Genomic DNA, 19,913 nt, shown 5'->3' on the forward strand with positions numbered 1-19,913 from the left:
GTAGCCGTAGCCGGGCAGGTCCACCAGATAGCGCTCGGGCTGGATCTGGAAGAACACCAGCTGCTGGGTGCGGCCGGGCGTCTTGGACACGCGCGCCAGTGCGTTCTGGCGGGTCAACGCATTGAGTGCGCTGGATTTTCCGGCGTTGGAGCGGCCGGCGAAGGCGACCTCGTAACCGCCATCGTCGGGCAATTGCCGGGCGTTGTGGGCGGACAGGTGGTAGCGGGCTTGTTCGATAAGAAGCGACATTACACAAGGATCGCACGTTGGCAGTTATCGGTCGGCGGGGACTTTAGTTTTTTCCCTATTTTTTGGAGAGCGACTCGTCCAACAAAGAGCGAATGGTGTCCAGGCTAAGCTCGTAATTGAGCACCGAAAGGCCCGGCGACACGCCCCGTAACCCATCAAGCTTCTCGCTGGCGGTGAAGTCCCGGCTGTAGGTGACGTGGTGTTCGTCGTCCAACTCGTGGCCGACCAACTGAGCCCGGAGCTCGGACACCACGCCGGCGCCTTGCAACTCCTGGATCAGGGTTTTGCGCAGCGAGTGAAAGCCTCGCTTGGCCGTGGGCCAGTTCTTGCCCACCTCGGCCAGGTGCCGGCTGAAGGCCTTGGAGATCCAGTTCCCTTGGCCGTTCTTGGCGTCGGCCTTGGCCGCCGGGAACAGGCGCTCCTGTCCCTCGGCGCGCGCCTGCTCCACCCAGGTCAGGAAGCCCAGGGCGAGGAGGTCGGGGTGAATCGGCACGGTCCTCAAGCTCTTGTCCGTCTTCACCTTCTGATGCTCGCCCTCGTCCGAAATCTGGAAGCAAGGGATACCGCCCTCTTCCACTACGTCGGCAGTCAGCAGCTGGCCGACCTCCGAAGCGCGGGCGCCGGTATACAAGCCAATGAGGGAAGCCCACCGCGCGGCCAGGGGCAGCGCCTCAAAAGCAGCCGGGGCAAACAGCGCTTGGACTTGGTGGGCGTCGTAAGCCTTGAACCCGAACTTCCGCCGAGCGCGCTTTTCCCGGGTCGAATAGCTCACGTGCCCGGACGCGGGGTTGTCGCCCCGAGGGTAGTGGCCAGAGGCTTGGGCCCACTCGAAGAAGCCGCCCTTTCCACCGATGTAGGACTGCTTGTTGGTGAGCGTGGGTGTAGAGGCGCCTTTGTCGCGCATGTCCTGATACCAACGCGCCAGGTCCGAGCGGGTAATCGTGTGTAGCTTGGTCTTCTCGCCCAAGAAGCTGGTCAGCAGTTCGACAGCGGTCCGCTTGATGGTCCAGGTCTTGGGCAGGGTGCTGCCCTTGAGGCTGTTCAGCCAGGCGTCTCGGGCCTTCCCGAGCGTTATTGATTCGAGGGAGGGTTTGGTTACCAGCCTCGGCGTGGGGAGAGGCGGCACATGCTGTTGAATCAGCTCCCCCAGCGCGCTGGGCTGCGGGGCTGTGAGCGCCATCAGTTGCTGGAAGAGCGTGACGTCCTCTGGGGTGTCGATCTGCCATTGCTCAGTGATCGACCCGTCCGCCGAGCGCGTCCGATTCAAGGTCAGCTCCTGCGGGCGTTGGGTGCCGGTCAGGCGCGCCAGAAGCGCGTCCAGGTCGTCGTCTTGGCTTTGCATGCGTCGGTCCCTCAACACAATGAAGACCTGAGCATAGCGGGCGGCCAGGGTCAGAGCGCGCAGTCTTGCCTCGCGCATGTCGTAAGTGTGCAGGGTGCGTTTGAAGGTCTGCCGACCCACGATGGGCTGCAAATCGACCGGGACACGCTGGCGATAGGACCAAAGTCCGGAGGGGGCTCGAACGAGATGATGAGGAATGCGCATGGGCGTCGTGTGTTCCGACTTGCGCAGCTGCAGCCAGTTTTTACGCTAACAAAAAACCCCTGATCTCTCAGGGGCTTGCGTATTCTGGCGGAGAGAGGGGGATTCGAACCCCCGAAGCGCGGTTTAGACGCTTACACACTTTCCAGGCGTGCTCCTTCAACCACTCGGACACCTCTCCGTGCCTGTCGGGCGGCCTGGCCGTCGACAGAAGCGGAATTCTAGCTGCCGCGCGCGGCTTTAACAAGGTGAGTCTTGGCGCGGCCCGCAGAGGGCGCGACAGAATTGCGGCGCCGCAGAGGAACCGACCCGTGCGGGCGCCTGTCGATTTCGAACACCAGCCGCGCTCGCCTGGCAAATGCACCGCAGGTGAGGCATTGCCTTACTGCGACTCCGGATGCAGCCAGCCGGCATCGCCTTCCAGGTAGTGCTCGTGCTTCCAGATCGGCACGCGCGCCTTGACCTCGTCGATGATGAAGCGGCACGCCTCGAATGCGGCGCCACGGTGCGCCGCGCTGACGCCAACCCACACCGCCATTTCGCCGATGCCCAGCTCGCCCACGCGATGCACGCACTGCGCCTGCAGGATGGAGAACCGCGTCATCGCCTCGTCGAGCACACGCTGCCCTTCGGCCTGTGCGAGCGCGGCATAGGCTTCGTAGCGCAGCCCGGCAACGCTGCGGCCATCGTTATGGTTGCGCACCCAACCCTCGAAGCTCGCAAACGCACCAGCGCGCGGGTGCTCCAGCGCCTGCCGCAACGCTTCCACCTGCAGGGGCGCGTCCGACAGCGCGAAGCTCGGCCTGATCTGCTCATGCATGCTCAACCTCCAGAGACCGGCGGAATGAAGACCACTTCGCTGCCATCGCGCAGCGGGTCGTCCCAGCGCGCGAATGCGCCGTCCACCGCCACGCGTAATTGCGCCGGCGTCCAGCGCAGCCCGTGCCGCGCATCCAGCTCCGCATACACGCCGCGCAAATCGGCTGCATCCGAGTGCACTTGCTCGCTGGCAATGCCGGCAGCCTCGCGCAAGCTGGCGAAATACAACACGGTGATGGTGGCGCTCATCGCGCAGCTCCGATATCGCGCTTGCCGCCGCGTTTGGACAACAATTTGGTTGGGCCGATCCGCATGCTGTGCGAGAGCGCCTTGCACATGTCGTAGACCGTCAACGCCGCCACGCTGGCACCGGTCAGTGATTCCATCTCCACGCCCGTGCGGTGTACGCAGCGCACCGTGCAGACGATCTGCAGCACCTGCGCGCCCGCCCAATCGATCTCGAAGCGGCAGCCATCGATGGGCAGCGGATGGCAGAACGGAATCAGCTCGTGTGTGCGCTTGACCGCCATGGTGCCGGCGATCACCGCCGTCTCCACGATGCCGCCCTTGGCGCTGCGCAAGCCGTTGGCGCGCAGTTGCGCTGCCACGGCAGCAGGAAAGTGCACCCGGCTCTCCGCGGTGGCACTGCGTGCGGTGACCTGCTTGTCCGAGACGTCCACCATGGTGGGCAGCCCGGCGTCGTCCAGGTGGGTGAGACGTGCGGAAGTGGTCTTTGCTGGCATGGGAAACGGCACGGGAACAGAACGTCAGGATGCGGGATTGTCGGTGAACGGGGTGGCTTGATGAAACAGCATCCGCCAGCGCGCACCATCCAGGCGCCATAGCGAACTGCGCAGAGCACACCGCACCACGCCGTCGGCGTGTACGCGGGTGCGATAGCGCAGCTGCGCAAGCTGTGGGGCCAGCAGCACGCAGCTGAAGTCGTCGGTCACGTAATCGGCAACCACCGCACTGGTGGTCAACGCGGCGATGACCTCCTCGCGTGTGTAGCACCGGCCCGACGCACCAAACTCGACGAACGCCGGATCCAGCAACGTCTCCAGTTCGGCCGCCGCGCCACGCACCTGTGGATCGAGCAGACGCAGCTCCAAGTCGCGCAACTGCGTCAGCAGCGCAGCGGTGCTCACCCGCCGATCAGGAACATCTCGACCGGCTTGCGACGCCGGGAGGTGGACGCGCGCACTTCGCTGTAGCGGTCCGCACGCACGCTCCAGCGCTGGCGCAGATGCGTGGCCAGGCCCTGCTCGCCCTCGGCCAGTGCCGGCTTGAGGTCATGCCCCTGGCTGGCAAACAGGCAGGTGTACAGGTGCCCATCGGCAGAGACGCGCGCACGCTGGCAATCGCCGCAAAACGGCACGCTGACCGAACTGACAAAGCCCACCTCGCCCAGCCCGTCGGCAAATGCGTGCCGCTGCGCCACTTCGCCGGTGTAGTTGGCATCCAGCGGCGCCAACGGCCACCGCGCATGGATCCGGTCGCGCAACTGCGCGGAGGTCACCACCGCCTCGGGCCGCCAGCCATTGCAGCTGCCCACATCCATGAATTCAATGAAACGCAACACATGCCCGGTGCCACGGAAGTGCTCGACCAACGGCAGCACCTGGTCTTCGTTGACGTCGCGCTGCACCACGCAATTGATCTTCAGGCGATCAAATCCGGCCTGCTCGGCCGCGGCGATGCCGGCCAGCACCTGGTCGATCTCGCCACGCCCGCCGCTCATCTGGCGGAACAGCGCAGGCTCCAGCGCATCCATGCTCACGGTGATGCGGCGCAGCCCGGCCTGGCGCAGGGCCACGGCCTGGCGCGCCAGCAGCGCCCCATTGGTGGTGAGCGCCAGATCCTCGATGCCCTCGATCGCCGCCAGGCGCTGGATCAGCACCGGCAGGTTCTTGCGCAACAACGGCTCGCCGCCGGTCAGGCGCAGCTTGGTCACGCCCACCGCCACGAAGGCGCGCACCAGGGTTTCCAACTGGTCAAAGCTCAGCCGCTGGTCGGCGTCCAGCCCGTAATCGTCCGGCACGCGGTCGGCGGGCATGCAGTAGCCACAGCGAAAATTGCAGGCCTCGATCACCGACAAGCGCAGGTCGCGCAGCGGCCGGCCGTAGCGGTCCTGCATCGGTGCGGCGCTCAGGTCGCGCAGCATCAGGGCACCCATCAGCGTGGCGCCATGGCGGCAGAGGGTGTTGCCAACTCAAGCACCTGGCCAGGCACAGCCACGCGATGGCCGCGTGCCCGCAGCACGTCGCCGTCGGCGTTGCTGGCGTAGTGATACAGCCACATGCGGCTCAACAGGTCCTGCGGGTATTCCCGCTCCAGGTCATCCACACCAGTATGCGACGGGTTGCCGTGAACGCCGCAGTCATGCGCGATGAGCTCGCTGTCATCGGCATAGCGCGCCAGCATCTCCGGGATCGGCCGGGTGTCGCCGGTCCAGACCAACGCACCCTGCAGGCGCAGCCCGTAGGCGGTCTCCGGCCAGTGGTGGCGCACCGGGAACACTTCCAGGCGCACACCGTCGTGCCAGAACGCCTCGCCCACCGGCACCAGCTGAAATGCATCCCAGAAGTTTGCACCGCCCTCGGCCAGCACGTTCGGGTAGTCGGCCAGCCGTCGCTGCAGCAGCGGCACCACCGGCGCCGGCACGTACAGGCGGGTGCGGCCGCGGCGTTCGGAGAAATAGCTGTCCACGAACAAGCGCTCCAGCCCGCCCACGTGGTCCAGATGCACGTGGGTGATGAAGACCGCCTGTGGCATCTGGCCGTAATGGGCCTGATAGCTGGTGAGCCCTTCGCTGCCGCAGTCGATGGTCAGCCACGGCGCACCGCCACGCTCCAGCGTGGCCATCGGCGACCCCAGCGCCACGGCCGACGCATTGCCGACCCCCTGCACCCGCAATGCCCACTCCATCAGTAGCCCCGGCCCCAGGCCAGCTCGTAGGCGCGGCGCAGGCGCTCGTAGTCCTTGTCCACGTCTTCGCGGGTGCGGTTGCCGCGCAGCTTCAGCAGCGAGCGATGCAGGCGGGCCAGGTTGCGCTCGCGCCAGCGAGTGGCCGGAATACGCAGCACGCCGCGGTCGAAATCGATCAGCCAGCCATGCCCGCCGGCATCGAACAGGATGTTGTGCGCATTGAGATCGGCGTGATCCAGGCCGGCGCGGTGGAAGCGCGCGATCAGCCGCCCGGTGTCTTCCCACGGCGCGCCGCGGCCGGCCACCTGTGCATGGTCGGCCAGCGACCGCACGTTCTCCAGCCGCTCCATCAACAACGCAGCGCGGTAGCCCAGACCTTCGCGCAGATAGCAGGCCGCCAACGGGCGCGGCACCGGCAGCTTGCGCTTGAGCAGCTCACGCATCAGCCGGAATTCGGCAAAGCTGCGCGTGCGCCCGGCGCCTTTCCAGAGATATTGGTCGCGGCTCACGCGTGCGGCCATGCCGCCGCGCCGGTATTGGCGCAGCACGCTGTGGCCAAACGGGGCATCCACGAACCACGCGCCACCGCGCCCGCCCTCGTCCACCGGACGCGCCCTGTCGCCCCAGCGCTGTGGCGAGAACAGCCCGGCATCGGCTTGCCGCAGCCGTTCGCGGTCGAACAGAATGGCGCCGTACCCGCGGCCTTCGCGGTACGGCGTCAGCGCTTCAGTGGCGTCGAAAGAAACCATCCATCGAGTCTAACAACACCATGGCTTCTACGCCTGCTTCGTTATGCCTGCTGCGCCTGTCCGCCCTGGGCGACGTCACCCACGTGGTGCCGCTGGTGCACACCTTGCAGGCGGGCTTTCCGCAGGCGCAGCTGCACTGGATCATCGACAAGGCCGGGCTGAAACTGCTCGACGGCCTGCCCGGTGTGCACTTCCATGCCTACGACAAACGCAGCGGCTTGGCCGGCATGCGCGCGTTGCGCCAGGCGCTGGCCGCGCATGGCCACTTCGATGCCTTGCTGCAGATGCAGGTCGCGTTTCGTGCCAACGCGCTGTCGGCGTTCGTGCCGGCGCGCCGGCGCATCGGCTACGACCGCAGCCGCTCGAAGGACCTGCACGGCCTGTTCGTCAACGAGCGCATCGCCGACCGCCCGGGCATCCATGTGCTGGACGCCATCGGCAGCTTCGCCGAACCACTGGGCCTGCGCCAGACCGAGGTGCGCTGGAACCTGCCGGTGCCCGCCGACGCACACGCGTGGGCACAGGCGCAATGGCAAGACGATGGGCGCCCGGTGTTGATGATCTCGCCATGTTCCAGCCACGTCCGGCGCAACTGGTACCCGGACCGGCACGCTGCGCTGGCCGACCATGCTGCCACGCAGGGCTGGCGGGTGGTGCTGTGCGGCGGCCGTAGCGAGCTGGAGCGCAGCACTGCCGACGCCATCATCGCGGCGGCGCGCACGCCGGTACTGGATCTGGTCGGCAAGGACACACTCAAGCAGCTGCCCGCCCTGCTCGCCCGCGCCGCGCTGGTGGTCACACCGGATTCGGGGCCGATGCATATCGCCAACGCGATGGGTACCAAAGTGCTCGGCCTGCATGCCGCCAGCAACCCGCGACGCAGCGGCCCGTATTCGGATGTGCGCTATTGCGTGGATCGCTACGACGCTGCCGCACGCAAGCACCTGGGCAAGCCGGCCGCGCAGCTCAAGTGGGGCACCAAGATCGAGTTCGACGACGTCATGACCTTGATCAGCGTCGACGATGCCATCGCCGCGTTCGAGCGCTATCGCGCAGATCACCACTGAGCTATTGATCAGCGTCAGCGCACCTGAAACACGCGCCGACGATCAGCCCGCATCAGGCGCCGCTGGCACGGTAGTCCTGGTAGGACTTCTCTTCCACGTACGAAGAACCCAACGCCAGGTTGATCTCCTTCTTGATGCGCGCGCGCTCGTCGTTCTCGATATAGACACTGCGCGCCAGCTGCACGAAGGCATCGTCGAAGGACTGCGCCTGTTCCTTGAGGCGAATGTCGTCCTCGATCACCCACAACCGCTCGTTGACCGCTTTCAGCTCCGCGCGCAGGCGAACGATGTCGTGGCCGGCGGCCGGATGCGCCATCCAGCTGGTTTCCAGCGCCGACAGCTCATTGCGCACGTTGGCCAACTTGGCCGCGTCCTGCATGCGCTCGGACTTGATCTGCAGAATCGCGATCTTGTCGAGCAGCTCACCAAAGGACACCGGCACCAGGATCTCGGACATGACAGACCTCCAACGAAGAATCGGCAATTGTAGGCATCGCGCCGGCGGGCTGCGACCCGAAAACAAAAAGCCCCCTTGCGGGGGCTGATGCAGCGATGACGCGGAATGCGCACGAACCAAAACGGTACTGGCACAACGCGTCACCACAATCTGGCGGAGAGGGGGGGATTCGAACCCCCGAGGCGCTATAAACGCCTGCCTGATTTCGAGTCAGGTACATTCAACCGCTCTGCCACCTCTCCAGATGGTCCCCGGTGTCCCGGGGCCGTGCATCATACGGGCACACGCGGTTTGCCACAAGCGGGCGCGGCTTGCCGCCGAGACCGCAGTGCCGGGGCCGGCGTGAACATCCGCCGCGGCCATTGCGCCCCATCGGTTGCCCGCCGCCTGCGGGGCCGCGATGATGGTGCGGCACCTCTCATCCTGGCGACCCCGCACCATGCTCGAATTCGGACACCTCACCCACGTGGGCCTGCGCCGTGACCTCAACGAGGATACGTACTACGGCGACAGCGAGCTGGGGCTGTGGCTGGTGGCAGACGGCATGGGCGGCCATGCCTGCGGCGAGGTGGCCAGTGCGTTGGCGCGCGAAACCATCGTGCGCGAAGTGCGTGCCGGTACACCGCTGGCCCAGGCAGTGCGCATCGCCGACGAGGAAATCATCAAGACCTCGCGCCGCTGCAACGACACCCTGCCGATGGGCACCACCGTGGTGGCCGCACGCGTGCTCGGGCAGCGTTTCGAAGTGGCCTGGGTGGGCGACAGCCGCGCCTACCTGTGGCGTGACGGCCGGTTGGCGCAACTGAGCCAGGACCACAGTTATGTGCAGGAACTGATCGCCCAGGGCACATTGACCAGCGAGCAGGCGCGCGCGCATCCGCATCGCAATGTCGTCACCCAGGCGCTCGGCGTCACCGACCCGGCCCATCTCAATGTCGCCACCATGCAGGGCGAGCTCAAGTCGGGCATGCAGCTGCTGTTATGCAGCGATGGGTTGACCGAAGAAGTGGACGACACCGCGATCGCCGCAACGCTGTCGCAGGCCGATTGCAGTGCCCAGGAATGCGTGGAATGCCTGGTCGCCGCCGCACTCGATGGCGGCGGCTCGGACAACATCACCGCCATCCTGGTGCGTAGTCACTGACTGCGCGGGCAGCGCGTCCTTCAGCGTCGCCTTAGCTGGCGACCGCGACCTCTTCCAACTCCGGCGCATCCCACAGCGCACGCCCGGCCTTCTTGCGCAGCCGCTCCAGACGCGCCTCGTGTGCCTGCAGCTCGGAGGGCGTTACCACCACGCGTGGGCGCGGCAGCAACAGCGACGGATCAAACGCGATCATGCCCTCACCGCCTTCGGCGTTCTGGCCGGCATCCATCGCGCCGAAGCCGATCTCTTCCTGCCCGGAGGTCAGCGCGATGTAGACATCGGCCAGGATCTGCGCATCGAGCAAGGCGCCATGCAACTGCCGGTGCGAGTTGTCCACGCGCAGCCGTTTGCACAACGCGTCCAGCGAGTTGCGCTGACCGGGATAACGCTCGCGTGCCATCATCAGGGTATCGACCACGGTGGCGCGGTCGACGATGCGGCCAAACTGATCGCCCAGCAGCGACAGTTCGTTGTCCAGGAAACCCAGGTCGAACGCGGCGTTGTGGATGATCAGTTCGGCGCCGTCGATGTAGGCCAGAAACTCCTCCACCACTTCAGCAAACACCGGCTTGTCCGCCAGAAATTCCAGGGTCAGCCCGGTGACTTCCTGCGCGCCGGGCTCGAAATCGCAGTCCGGCCGCAGATAGCGATGGAAGTTGTTGCCGCTCGGGCGGCGCTCCAGCAGTTCCACCGCGCCGATTTCGACGACGCGGTTGCCCTTGCGCCATTCCAGGCCGGTGGTTTCGGTATCGAGAATGATCTGACGCATGCGTCCTCTTACGATGTTGCGAGGCCACCGCGCTGGGCGATGGCCTGATTGCGGGCAAGCACGTCGACGCGCTCGTTGTCCGGGTCGCCATTGTGGCCTTTCACCCAGCGCCATTCGATGCTGTGGCGCTGGGTGGCCGCGTGCAGCCGCTCCCACAGCTCGCGGTTCTTGACCGGGTCGCCGCCGGAGGTCTTCCAGCCGCGCCGCACCCAGCCAGGCATCCACTCAGTGATGCCCTGGCGGACGTATTGCGAATCGGTATGCAGCAGGATCTGGCACGGCTCGGTGAGCGTTTCCAGCGCCATGATCGCCGCCATCAGCTCCATGCGGTTGTTGGTGGAATTGGCTTCGCCGCCCGCCAATTCCTTCTCGCGACCGTTGTAGCGCAGCAAGGCGGCCCAGCCGCCCGGCCCGGGATTGCCGAGGCAGGAGCCGTCGGTATGGACTTCAATGGATTTCATCAGGACCTAATTTGGATTGCGATGTCAGATCGTGGCCACAGGCTGCGGCCAACGCGACGGCAGGGCGATCGGCGTCGGACCGATCGGCGCTGCGGCACGCTTTTCCACTTCGAGGAGATACACCGCACGCCAGGGCGCACGGCTCGGATCGGTGGAGCCGCGGCCGGGGCCCCAGATCGGCCCCAGATACCGCTCTTTGTCCACGCATTGCAGCCCGGCCCGCTGCGCCAGCAGCCGCCACCGATCCGGGCGCAGCGCCACCGGGCCACGACGCGCCCAGCGGAACCGGTACGGGCTCAGCGGATTGAGCGTGAACAACCACAGCCGCCCGCCCGGCATCAGCACCCGCTCGCATTCGGCCAGGAACTCCGCCGCGCCGTTGACCACCGCATGCTGCACCACGATGGCCTGCAGGCTCTCGGCCGGCAGCGGGAACGGCAGCGCACAGCGCGCATCGCCGCCAAAGCGGCTACCGCTGCGATACAGCCGCAAGCCACGCCCCTGCAGGGCGTCGCGCGGTGGCAGATCGGTGGTCGGAGTGACCCACAGCCAAGGCTGCGACGGGCGCGTCTGCAGCGCCGCGAGCGCCAATTGGCGCTCCAGCTGGAGCAGGCTGCGGCCTCCACCCGTTTCAAACCAGGATGAGACACCAGCTTGACGGGAGAACGGCGCGGCAGGCATGGTCCCAATTCTATGCGACTCACCGCCCTGCCCGCATTCGACGACAACTACATCTGGGCGCTGGTCGCCGATGATGGCCGTGCAGTGATCGTCGACCCTGGCCAGGCAGCGCCGGTGCTGGAGGCCGCGCAGCGCGAGGTATTCACTCCGGTGGCCGCCCTGCTGACCCACCACCATGCCGACCATATCGGCGGAGTGGCGGAGCTGCAGCAGCATTTTCCGGCGCTGGAACTGTACGGGCCGGACGACGAACGCATGCCAGCGGCCACCCGCCACGTCGCCCACGGCGACACAGTGACGGCCCTGGGCATCGGCTTTGCGGTGCTGGAAGTCCCCGGCCACACCCGCAGCCATGTCGCCTATGTGGGTGACGGGCACCTGTTCAGTGGTGATACCCTGTTCAGCCTAGGCTGTGGGCGGATGTTCGAAGGTACGCCCCCACAGATGTTCGACGCCCTGCAGCGGCTGGCCTCCCTGCCAGGCGAGACGCTTGTGTGTTGCGGCCACGAGTACACCTTGGCCAATGCGGCCTTCGCGCTGCACGTCGATCCCACCAACGCTGCCTTGCAGCGCCGTCAACAGGAAGCCCAGGCAATGCGTCATGCAGCCCGTCCTACCCTGCCGATTTCGCTCAAGAGTGAACTGGCCACCAATCCGTTCCTGCGTCTGCATACTCCCGAAATTCGCGCCGCGGTCGCCGCGCACGCAAGTATTTCGATAACGAGCGATGTAGACGTATTTGCCGAACTTCGGCGCTGGAAAGACGTATTTCGCGCATGAGGCGCCTGCTTCTGGGTGTGTTGGCCGCGCTGTCGGCCGCCGCACCGGTCGCCGGCTCCGCCAGCGAGTCAAGCACCTCCGCCACCGTCAGTAGCCCAGCACCGGCCGTACGCAATGGCCGGGACATCTTTGCCTCCTTCCTGGAGGGACGCGCCGACCCGGGCTGCGATACCGAGCACAGCGATCGGCGTTGGGAGCAGCACTTCTCCCGTGCTCCGGCCCGCCTGGCCGATGATGGGCAGGACGTCCTCCCGCTGTTCGGCTACGTGGTCGACCAGCTGCGCGAAGCCGACATGCCTACCGAATTCGCGCTGATTCCCTTCGTGGAAAGCGGCTACCGGCCCGGCGCACGCAACGGCAGCGGCCCGGCAGGCCTGTGGCAGTTCATCGCCACTACCGCGCGCAATCACCACGTGCCGGTCAGCGCCCAGTACGACGGCCGCCTGTCGGCGGTGGATTCCACCACCGCGGCAGTGCGCTATCTCAAAACCCTGTACGGCATGTTCGGCGGCGACTGGCGACTGGCGCTCATGGCCTACAACGCTGGCGAATACCGAGTTTTGCAGGCCATGCGCAGCGCTGGCATGAATGCGCAGAACGCCCGGCCGGCCGAGTTGCCGGGCATGTCCAAGGTCACCTACGAATACGTGGAAAAGCTGCACGCGTTGGCGTGCGTGCTTGACCATGCGCAGGAGCAAGGGACCTTGATGACGTCGCTGGATCGCCCGGTACCGGTGCTGACCGAGCATGCATTGCCGGCCGGCACCAGCCTCACAACCTGGGCTGGGCAGCGCGCCCTGGAACCGCAACTGCTTGCCCGCCTCAATCCGGCAGTGGCCAGCGCCCGTGCAGCGCCCCGCGGCGTGCATGTGCTGGCGCCCATCGCGCCGGCACAACCGGGGTCCGCTGGCGCCGTTGTCGCCCTGGCCGATCGCGCCGCCCTTGCAGATACGGATGACGGCAGTGCCACCACTGCGGTGGCCAGCGTCCAGACCTCCAAGCGCAACAGCGCACGCACGCACACCGTGCGTAATGGCGAGTCCGCGTGGGCCATCGCCAAGCGCTACGGAATCACGGTCACCACGCTGCTTGCCAGCAATGGCCTGGACAAGCGCGCGGTGTTGAAGCCGGGCATGGTGCTGTCGTTCGAAGATTCGCCCTGAGCCATCAGCCGCGCTTGCGGTGACTCGTCGTCATTGCTCGGCGTGCACCGCGCGGCTGCATAGCTGCAGCACTTCGGGCATCGCATTTCAGAGCCTGCGTCGATAAAGTCGCTTTGCGCGGCCCTGCTGTCCTTGAACAACTCATTGCCTGCGGCCGAGCTTTCCTGAGCAGTGATCGGTCGTCGGGAGAACGCGGCCGAAGGGCCGATGCGTGCAAAGTTGCTCACCCTGGCTGGGGCGTGACGCTCGGCCTGGGTCGCCCACCCCAGCACATGGGGAACAAAGCACGGAGCACACCAAGTGCTAGGTTTTCGCTCATGCGTCGCGAAGCTCTTTGTCTAGGTAGCAGCCACCAAAGCTGCTTTCGCCGACGCACGTCGACACAGTGACGCTACGCTGGCGCGCTGTACGCGGCGTGCGCGTCTAACTCGCTCCGCTCATGCACGCATCCAGCTCCTTCCCGGGAGAGGCACAGGAGGCGGACGAGATTTCGGCGTCTGTACTTTTGAGTGGTGACGAGCGGTTGGGCACCCTCCACTGCAGCAGGAGTGCGAAGCGTGAAGCAGGCAAGTGCAGAGCTTTCGCGCCTGCGCCGCGAGTTCCTTTTGTCTTCGCAAAAGGAACCAAAACCGCTGTCGCCGACGCAATCCGGTGCAATGAAGCTGCACCGGTACCCTGTGCTCCTCGCCACACGCGGCACGGCGCCCAAACTCGCTACGCTCAGACAGGGCGCCTCTTCGGCCGCGCATGGCTGCGGTGCTCGGCTTGCTTTAAGGCGACTGGGTGAAGCAGGAGCAAGAGCGAACGGCAAGGCCGGAGCAGAGCCTGTGGTGTAGCGGCGGCAGATCGGCGTCGATTAGCAGAGCAAATGCATGCAAAACCAGATCTACAGCGACAGCAACAGCAACAGCAACAGCAACAGCAACAGCAACAGCAACAGCGAGAATCACACACGTCATGTGAGCCTTTGCAGATATATCCGATCAGCCGGTTTGTTTGAGCACGAGCATCTGTCGCCCGGAGTCAGCAATCACGTGTGGCTGCTCTCCACTTCGCGTACTCGGCGGATGCACATTAAACAACGGTCGTGGCCACTACGCAGGTGAATCGCCAAGCGGTGCTTTGCGCCACTCCATCGTCAGGCTAGACCCACGCATTACTGAAGAACTCATTTCGTCTGTACACCGCGCACAGGGCTAGCGACAGTTCGGCGACGCTGGTCCGCCACAATCGCGGTCACCCGTTGGCACACAAGCGGGCTCCGGTGCTCCGCCTAGCGCACCAGGAGTTGAGACCAATCGAGCAGCTTCTGCACGCTTGCTCATTACCACCTCCAGCAGATCGCTACAGCGCACGGTCGCACCACGCGCGCCTGCCCACACCCCTGTCCAAAACCCTCGCGCGCTCACCAAGCAACAGACCACCAAGCCACAGTGGGTCCGTATCTCGGCCAAAAAAAAGCCCGGTCATGCCGGGCTTCTCCAGTTCAGCGATGTCAGAACGCTTACAGCTGCGCTTCTTCGATCTGGATCTTGTAGCGCTTGCGCATTTCCTTGACGTAGGCCTGCGCCGCATTGCCGCCGTCGATCTGGCTCAGCTGCTCGCGCAGCATGGTCTGCTGCTCGGCCGGCATCTGCTTGAGATCACCCGGGGTCGACTTGCTCACCACGAACACCGCATACCGGCCGCCAGTGAGCTCAACCTTGCCAACCGACGGCTTGCCTTCGGTCGGGCGTGGGGCGCTGAAGATCGCCCGATTGGCGGCGGGCGTCGGCACTGGCGCGGTGCGCGGCAGCCCCGGAATCGGCGTGACCTGCAGCTTTTCGGCCGCCGCCAGCGATTGCAGGGTTTCACCCTTCTGTACACGCGCCAGCAGCGCGTCGGCCGCAGCCACCGCAGATTTCTTGGTGCGGTCCGCATGCACTGCGGCAATCACCTTCTCGCGCACCTTGTCCAGCGGCAGTGCCTGTTCGGCGGTGTGGTTGGCCACCCGCAACACCACGCTGTGATTGGGTGCGATGGTGATCGGGTCGCTTACCGTACCGTCCTGCACCAGCGTTTCGGAGAACGCCGAGCGCAGCACCGCCGGGTTGGCGGCAATGCCGCTGGCATCAGCGCGCGAGAACGGACCCAGCGTCTGCACCGGCAGGCCGACCTGCTTGGCCGCCGGCTCCAGCGCGGTGGGATTCTTGTAGACCTGGTCGACGAGCTTGCCGCTCAGGTCGGCAAACGCCTTGTCGGCGTCGGCCTTGAGCTGCTCGGCAGCCAATTGGTCACGCACCTGCTCGAAGGACTTGCCCTGCCCGCCCTTGACCTCACGCAACTGAATTACGTGGTAGCCAAACTCGGTCTTGATCGGGCCGACCACATCGCCTGCCTTCATCGCGAACAGCGCGTCTTCGAACGGCTTGACCATCGTACCCTTCTCGACCCAGCCCAGATCGCCACCGGCGTCCTTGGAACCCGGGTCCTGCGAATTGGCCTTGGCCAGCGCAGCAAAGTCCGCGCCCGGCTGCTTGGCCTGGGCAGCCAGCTTGGCCGCTTTTTCTTCGGCGGCCTTCTGCGCAGCGGCATCGCTGCCGGCACTGATCAGGATGTGCGATGCCAGACGCTGATCCGGATCGACAAACCGTGCCTTCTCTTCTTCATAGCGTTTACGCAGCGTTGCTTCGTCGGCCGCGGTGGCGGGCGGCAAGGTAGCTGCATTGAGCTCGACGTATTCGATCGTCACAGTTTCCGGCTGGCGGAAATCCTGCGTATGCCCGTCGTACCACTGCTTGATCTGTGCATCGCTGACCGGCGTGGTATCGGCGGTCGGCTCCGGCAGCATCGCCAACTCGACATCGCGCGTCTCGCCCATCAAGGTGAGCAGGCGCTCGAATTCACTCTTGGTCGCAAAGCCAGATTCGGCCACCGCCTGCGGAATCACCGACTGCTGCAAGCTATCGCGCACCAACGCGTCGAACTGCGCAGGCGTGCGCGGCGGGGTGCCCTGCGCAAGCGCTGCGCGGTATTGGTCGGGGCTGAACTTGCCATCGATCTGGAAGGCCGCAATATTGGCGATGTAATCGCGCACGGTGGCATCACCGATCACGATTCCCGCATCTTCCGCACCCAAACGCACGACCTGCTCGTCGACCAGCTGATCGAGCACCTGCAGTTTGTTCTCGCGCGATTCGAACTGACGCGGGTCGAAATTCTCGCCCTGGCGCTGACGTTCCTGCATACGCGCCTGTTCGAAGCGCGCACGGAAATCCTGCGTGCTGATCTCATGGTGCTGCCACAGCAGCGAGACCGGCCACCATGAAGGTGCGGACTTCCACCACGTCGGGGGCGCCTGCACCTTGGCCACGTTGTTGGCGCCAATGCCGCCAAGGTAGCTGTTGTCGATGACGAACAGGAACGGAATCATCAGCAACCCCAGGATGGCGGTAGCGATCCAGCCTGACGTCTTGTCGCGAAGTTTCTGCAGCATTGGCAAATCACGGCCTGTGGGCGAGCCGCGCAGTGTAACGCGCTTCGCAGCCGGGCACCCAGCCCAACACCACCGTAGCGCCAGCCGCTTGTCCGGTTGCCAACGGAACGCAGTGACCTCGGCCAAAAAAAAGCCCTCGACACAAGGCCGAGGGCTTGGAAAAACTGGCGGAGCGGACGGGACTCGAACCCGCGACCTCCGGCGTGACAGGCCAGCATTCTAACCAGCTGAACTACCGCTCCGCTTTAAACTTGGACGTCTTTTCTCCACGGCATCCGCGCAATGCAAATGCTGTGGAGAAAACGAAGCCCCCAATCGCTCAGGGGCTTCGGTGTAACTGGCGGAGCGGACGGGACTCGAACCCGCGACCTCCGGCGTGACAGGCCAGCATTCTAACCAGCTGAACTACCGCTCCGCGCTTGAAACTTTTGCTTGGTGCTTATCTGGTGGGTGCTGAGGGTTTCGAACCCCCGACCCTCTCCGTGTAAGGGAGACGCTCTACCGCTGAGCTAAGCACCCTAGCGAGTCGATTAGTTTACTGCATCCTTCAGGGCTTTGCCAGCCTTGAATGCAGGATTCTTCGAAGCAGCGATCTTGATGCTGTCGCCCGTCTTCGGATTGCGGCCGGTACGCTCAGCGCGCTCGCGGACCTGGAAGGTGCCGAAGCCAACGAGGGTGACAGCGTCGCCCTTCTTCAGCGCCTTGGTGATTTCGCTCACAACCGCGTCGACAGCACGGCCGGCTTCAGCCTTGGAGATGTCAGCAGCAGCGGCAACGCCATCGATCAATTCGGTTTTATTCATTCTTGAAACTCCCTTTGCGGCAGATGCCGCGGAATCGACAATCGGCGCTCTTGCCGTTAGCGAAGAACCCGACACAAGTGGTATCGCGTGACGCATCACATTTTGCCGCGCCCACGAGTCGTGCATTTATACCAGCGCACCCAAGCGCGCGCAAGCCAAAACCCAATAACGACGCGGGTTTTGGCCTGTTTTGCCTGGGTTTAAACAGCGCACTTTAATGCTTGACGCGGGTGCCCGGTGTGGTACGCGACTTGCCGCGCACCGCTACACGCGAGGCGGTCTTGCGTGCTTTTTCCTTGCCAGCTTTCTTCGGCGCCAACGGGCGCTCCAGGGCCAGATCCAGCACTTCGTCGATCCACTTCACCGGCACAATTTCCAGATCGCGCGTGACGTTGGCCGGGATGTCCGCCAGGTCCTTGCGGTTCTCATCGGGGATCAACACGGTACGGATACCGCCGCGCAATGCTGCCAGCAATTTCTCCTTCAAACCGCCGATCGCAGAGACGCGGCCGCGCAAGGTGATTTCACCGGTCATCGCCACGTCCGCACGGATGGGCACCTTGGTCAGGATCGACACCAGCGAGGTCACCATCGCGATACCTGCACTGGGGCCATCCTTTGGCGTGGCACCGTCGGGCACATGCACGTGCACGTCCTGCTTCTGCAGGAAATCCACATCGATGCCCAGCCGCTCGGCACGCGAGCGCACCACCGACAAGGCCGCCGATGCCGACTCCTTCATCACGTTGCCCAGCTGACCGGTAAGGATCAGGTTGCCCTTGCCCGGCACCAGCGTGGATTCGATCTGCAGCAGTTCGCCGCCGACCTCGGTCCATGCCAGGCCCGTCACCAAGCCAATCTCGTTCTCCTCTTCTGCACGGCCGAAATCGAAGCGACGCACGCCCAGATACTTGTCCAGGTTCTTGGAGGTCACTGTCACCAGCGCCTTGGGCTTGGCCTTCTTTGCGACCGCCTTCTTGGCCGCCGGCTGCGGGCCGGCCAATGCGATTTCCTTGACCACCTTGCGGCAGATCTTGGCCACTTCGCGCTCGAGGTTACGCACGCCCGACTCACGCGTGTAGTAACGCACCACGTCCTGGATGGCATCGCTGCCGATCTCGATCTCTCCCGGCTTCAAGCCGTTGGCCTTGAGCTGCTTGGGCACCAGATAGCGCATGGCGATATTGAGCTTTTCATCCTCGGTATAGCCGGGGATGCGTATCACTTCCATGCGGTCCAGCAGCGGGCCGGGGATATTGAGCGAGTTGGAGGTGGCAACGAACATCACCTCCGACAGGTCCAGATCCACTTCAAGATAGTGGTCGTTGAAGGTGTGGTTCTGCTCGGGGTCGAGCACTTCCAGCAACGCCGACGACGGGTCGCCACGGAAGTCCATCGACATCTTGTCGATCTCATCCAGCAGGAACAGCGGATTCTTGCTGCCGACCTTGTTGAGGTTCTGCACCAGGCGGCCCGGCATCGAACCGACATAGGTCCGGCGATGGCCACGGATCTCGGCCTCGTCGCGCACGCCGCCGAGGCTCATGCGCACGAACTTGCGGTTGGTCGCCTTGGCGATCGACTGACCCAGCGACGTCTTACCCACACCCGGCGGGCCGACCAGGCACAGGATCGGGCCCTTCATCTGCTTCACGCGCGACTGCACGGCCAAGTACTCAAGGATGCGTTCCTTGACCTTGTCCAGACCGTAGTGATCGGCATCCAGGGTGTCCTGCGCAACCTTGAGATCCTTGCGAACCTTGGTGCGCTTCTTCCACGGCACGCCGAGCAACCAATCCAGATAGTTGCGCACGACCGCAGCTTCGGCAGACATCGGCGACATCTGCTTGAGCTTGTTGAGTTCGGCCTTGGCCTTGGTCTCGACCGGCTTGGGCATGCCGGCCTCGGCGATCTTGCGGGCCAGTTCTTCCAGTTCGCCGGGCGCGTCGTCCAGGTCGCCCAGTTCCTTCTGGATCGCCTTCATCTGTTCGTTGAGGTAGTACTCGCGCTGGCTCTTTTCCATCTGCGACTTGACACGGCCGCGGATGCGCTTTTCCAGCTGCTGCACGTCGATCTCGCCATCGACCAGGCCAACCAGCAATTCAAGCCGGTCGCCGATCTCGGTGATTTCGAGCAGGCGTTGCTTATCTGCCAAACGCACGCCGATGTGCGCGGCGATGGTGTCGGCCAGACGTCCGGGCTCATCGATGCCGGCCAGGGTCTGCAGCAATTCCGGCGGCAGCTTGCGGTTGGTCTTGACGTACTGTTCAAACAGCGACATCAGCGAACGCGCAATCGCCTCCAGCTCACGCGGCTCGCGTGCATCGCTGGCTTCCACTTCGGTGCCGCGGCCCTGCAAGGCGCCATCCTGCTCCGCCACCTTGTCGACGGTGACGCGCGACAGCCCTTCGACCAGCACCTTGATCGTGCCATCGGGCAGCTTGAGCAGTTGCAGCACCTGGGCGAGCGTGCCGACCGTGTACAGGTCGCCCGCTGCCGGGTCGTCGGTCTCGGCCGACTTCTGCGCAACCAGCAGGATGCGCTTGTCCGCCTCCATGGCTTTTTCCAGCGCGCGCATCGACTTGTCACGGCCGACGAACAGCGGAATCACCATGTGCGGAAACACCACCACGTCGCGCAGCGGCAACACTGGCAGATCGAGAATTTCTGGTTGGGACTGGGCCATGGGGCGCTCCGCGGGATCGAGGAATTGGGGCGTAAAAAAAGCCGATGGCCCCGTTATGGGGCCATCGGCGAGGTGTTGCAAGTAGCGGTCGGAAACCCTTTCGCCGCCAGCGAGGCCACGGCCTGTCGGCATCGCCGCG

General features: G+C 64.8%; 20 protein-coding genes and 5 tRNA genes. 4 read left to right on the top strand and 21 right to left on the bottom strand.

Translation table 11 applies throughout. The features are described 5' to 3' along the window. The 10 genes from ACD584_RS08965 to ACD584_RS09010 all read right to left on the bottom strand — a co-directional run. On the bottom strand, positions 1–249 hold a 249-nt coding region (locus tag ACD584_RS08965), incomplete at its 3' end, for a GTP-binding protein (RefSeq protein ID WP_372357281.1). A gap of 55 nt (positions 250–304) precedes the next feature. After that, positions 305–1,795, bottom strand: coding sequence for a site-specific integrase (locus ACD584_RS08970; RefSeq protein WP_175611564.1), 1,491 nt, complete (start codon positions 1,793–1,795; stop codon positions 305–307). Between the two features lie 85 nt (positions 1,796–1,880). After that, a tRNA-Ser gene (locus ACD584_RS08975) sits at positions 1,881–1,973 on the bottom strand. 201 nt (positions 1,974–2,174) lie between these two features. Further along, positions 2,175–2,612, bottom strand: coding sequence for a molybdenum cofactor biosynthesis protein MoaE (locus ACD584_RS08980; protein WP_011036203.1), 438 nt, complete (start codon positions 2,610–2,612; stop codon positions 2,175–2,177). Positions 2,613–2,614: 2 nt separating this feature from the next. Beyond that, positions 2,615–2,860 (bottom strand): MoaD/ThiS family protein, encoded by a 246-nt coding sequence (locus ACD584_RS08985; RefSeq protein WP_012439072.1) that lies wholly within the window; start codon positions 2,858–2,860, stop codon positions 2,615–2,617. Then, on the bottom strand, positions 2,857–3,354 hold the full coding sequence (moaC, locus tag ACD584_RS08990; RefSeq protein ID WP_076036282.1) for a cyclic pyranopterin monophosphate synthase MoaC: 498 nt from the start codon (positions 3,352–3,354) through the stop codon (positions 2,857–2,859). The genes ACD584_RS08985 and moaC overlap by 4 nt, the downstream gene beginning before the upstream one ends. Positions 3,355–3,378: 24 nt before the next feature. Further along, positions 3,379–3,759: a DUF4440 domain-containing protein gene (locus ACD584_RS08995; RefSeq protein ID WP_175611565.1), complete on the bottom strand. Its 381-nt coding sequence runs from the start codon at positions 3,757–3,759 to the stop codon at positions 3,379–3,381. Further along, entirely contained in the window at positions 3,756–4,787 is a 1,032-nt protein-coding gene (gene moaA / locus ACD584_RS09000) for a GTP 3',8-cyclase MoaA (RefSeq protein WP_175611566.1), read from the bottom strand. The genes ACD584_RS08995 and moaA overlap by 4 nt, the downstream gene beginning before the upstream one ends. Beyond that, positions 4,787–5,539 (bottom strand): MBL fold metallo-hydrolase, encoded by a 753-nt coding sequence (locus ACD584_RS09005; protein ID WP_076036283.1) that lies wholly within the window; start codon positions 5,537–5,539, stop codon positions 4,787–4,789. The genes moaA and ACD584_RS09005 overlap by 1 nt, the downstream gene beginning before the upstream one ends. Beyond that, positions 5,539–6,288, bottom strand: coding sequence for a 3-deoxy-D-manno-octulosonic acid kinase (locus ACD584_RS09010; RefSeq protein ID WP_076036284.1), 750 nt, complete (start codon positions 6,286–6,288; stop codon positions 5,539–5,541). The genes ACD584_RS09005 and ACD584_RS09010 overlap by 1 nt, the downstream gene beginning before the upstream one ends. A gap of 20 nt (positions 6,289–6,308) precedes the next feature. Between ACD584_RS09010 and ACD584_RS09015 the strand changes: the two genes are divergently transcribed. Beyond that, on the top strand, positions 6,309–7,355 hold the full coding sequence (locus ACD584_RS09015; RefSeq protein WP_076036285.1) for a glycosyltransferase family 9 protein: 1,047 nt from the start codon (positions 6,309–6,311) through the stop codon (positions 7,353–7,355). Between the two features lie 52 nt (positions 7,356–7,407). Here ACD584_RS09015 and ACD584_RS09020 read toward each other — a convergent pair whose 3' ends face one another. Next, complete coding sequence (locus ACD584_RS09020; RefSeq protein WP_011036195.1) at positions 7,408–7,812, bottom strand: DUF6165 family protein; 405 nt, start codon at positions 7,810–7,812, stop codon at positions 7,408–7,410. A 151-nt stretch (positions 7,813–7,963) separates the two neighbouring features. Then, positions 7,964–8,054 (bottom strand) — tRNA-Ser (locus ACD584_RS09025). Positions 8,055–8,251: 197 nt separating this feature from the next. Between ACD584_RS09025 and ACD584_RS09030 the strand changes: the two genes are divergently transcribed. Continuing rightward, positions 8,252–8,956, top strand: a complete 705-nt coding sequence (locus ACD584_RS09030; RefSeq protein ID WP_014506874.1) for a PP2C family serine/threonine-protein phosphatase — start codon at positions 8,252–8,254, stop codon at positions 8,954–8,956. Positions 8,957–8,987: 31 nt separating this feature from the next. Here ACD584_RS09030 and dnaQ read toward each other — a convergent pair whose 3' ends face one another. Genes dnaQ through ACD584_RS09045 form a run of 3 tightly spaced genes read right to left on the bottom strand, consistent with a single transcriptional unit; the run spans position 8,988 to position 10,867 of the window. Beyond that, the gene (gene dnaQ, locus ACD584_RS09035; RefSeq protein WP_076036286.1) at positions 8,988–9,725 is read right to left on the bottom strand and encodes a DNA polymerase III subunit epsilon; all 738 of its coding nucleotides are present in this window, start codon (positions 9,723–9,725) and stop codon (positions 8,988–8,990) included. Between the two features lie 8 nt (positions 9,726–9,733). After that, positions 9,734–10,186, bottom strand: coding sequence for a ribonuclease HI (gene rnhA / locus ACD584_RS09040; RefSeq protein ID WP_011036192.1), 453 nt, complete (start codon positions 10,184–10,186; stop codon positions 9,734–9,736). Positions 10,187–10,210: 24 nt separating this feature from the next. Further along, positions 10,211–10,867, bottom strand: a complete 657-nt coding sequence (locus tag ACD584_RS09045) for a hypothetical protein (protein ID WP_042595024.1) — start codon at positions 10,865–10,867, stop codon at positions 10,211–10,213. Positions 10,868–10,879: 12 nt separating this feature from the next. On the opposite strand from ACD584_RS09045, the gene gloB reads away from it, so the two are divergent. Both gloB and ACD584_RS09055 read left to right on the top strand, forming a co-directional pair. Then, positions 10,880–11,647, top strand: coding sequence for a hydroxyacylglutathione hydrolase (gloB, locus tag ACD584_RS09050; protein ID WP_076036287.1), 768 nt, complete (start codon positions 10,880–10,882; stop codon positions 11,645–11,647). Then, the gene (locus ACD584_RS09055; protein WP_076036288.1) at positions 11,644–12,810 is read left to right on the top strand and encodes a lytic transglycosylase domain-containing protein; all 1,167 of its coding nucleotides are present in this window, start codon (positions 11,644–11,646) and stop codon (positions 12,808–12,810) included. Before gloB ends, ACD584_RS09055 begins: the two co-directional genes overlap by 4 nt. Before the next feature lie 1,504 nt (positions 12,811–14,314). On the opposite strand, the gene ACD584_RS09060 is transcribed toward ACD584_RS09055, so the two are convergent. From ACD584_RS09060 to lon, 6 genes are all read right to left on the bottom strand, one after another. Further along, complete coding sequence (locus ACD584_RS09060; protein ID WP_076036289.1) at positions 14,315–16,285, bottom strand: peptidyl-prolyl cis-trans isomerase; 1,971 nt, start codon at positions 16,283–16,285, stop codon at positions 14,315–14,317. A 165-nt stretch (positions 16,286–16,450) separates the two neighbouring features. Continuing rightward, a tRNA-Asp gene (locus ACD584_RS09065) sits at positions 16,451–16,527 on the bottom strand. Between the two features lie 96 nt (positions 16,528–16,623). Then, a tRNA-Asp gene (locus ACD584_RS09070) sits at positions 16,624–16,700 on the bottom strand. A 29-nt stretch (positions 16,701–16,729) separates the two neighbouring features. Beyond that, positions 16,730–16,804, bottom strand: a tRNA-Val gene (locus tag ACD584_RS09075). Positions 16,805–16,815: 11 nt separating this feature from the next. Beyond that, complete coding sequence (locus ACD584_RS09080) at positions 16,816–17,088, bottom strand: HU family DNA-binding protein (protein ID WP_002806049.1); 273 nt, start codon at positions 17,086–17,088, stop codon at positions 16,816–16,818. 214 nt (positions 17,089–17,302) lie between these two features. Further along, positions 17,303–19,774 (bottom strand): endopeptidase La, encoded by a 2,472-nt coding sequence (gene lon, locus ACD584_RS09085; protein WP_076036290.1) that lies wholly within the window; start codon positions 19,772–19,774, stop codon positions 17,303–17,305. Between the last annotated feature and the right edge of the window lie 139 nt (positions 19,775–19,913).

The sequence above is a fragment of the Xanthomonas sp. NCPPB 2922 genome (genome assembly GCF_041520885.1).
Lineage (GTDB): Bacteria > Pseudomonadota > Gammaproteobacteria > Xanthomonadales > Xanthomonadaceae > Xanthomonas > Xanthomonas campestris.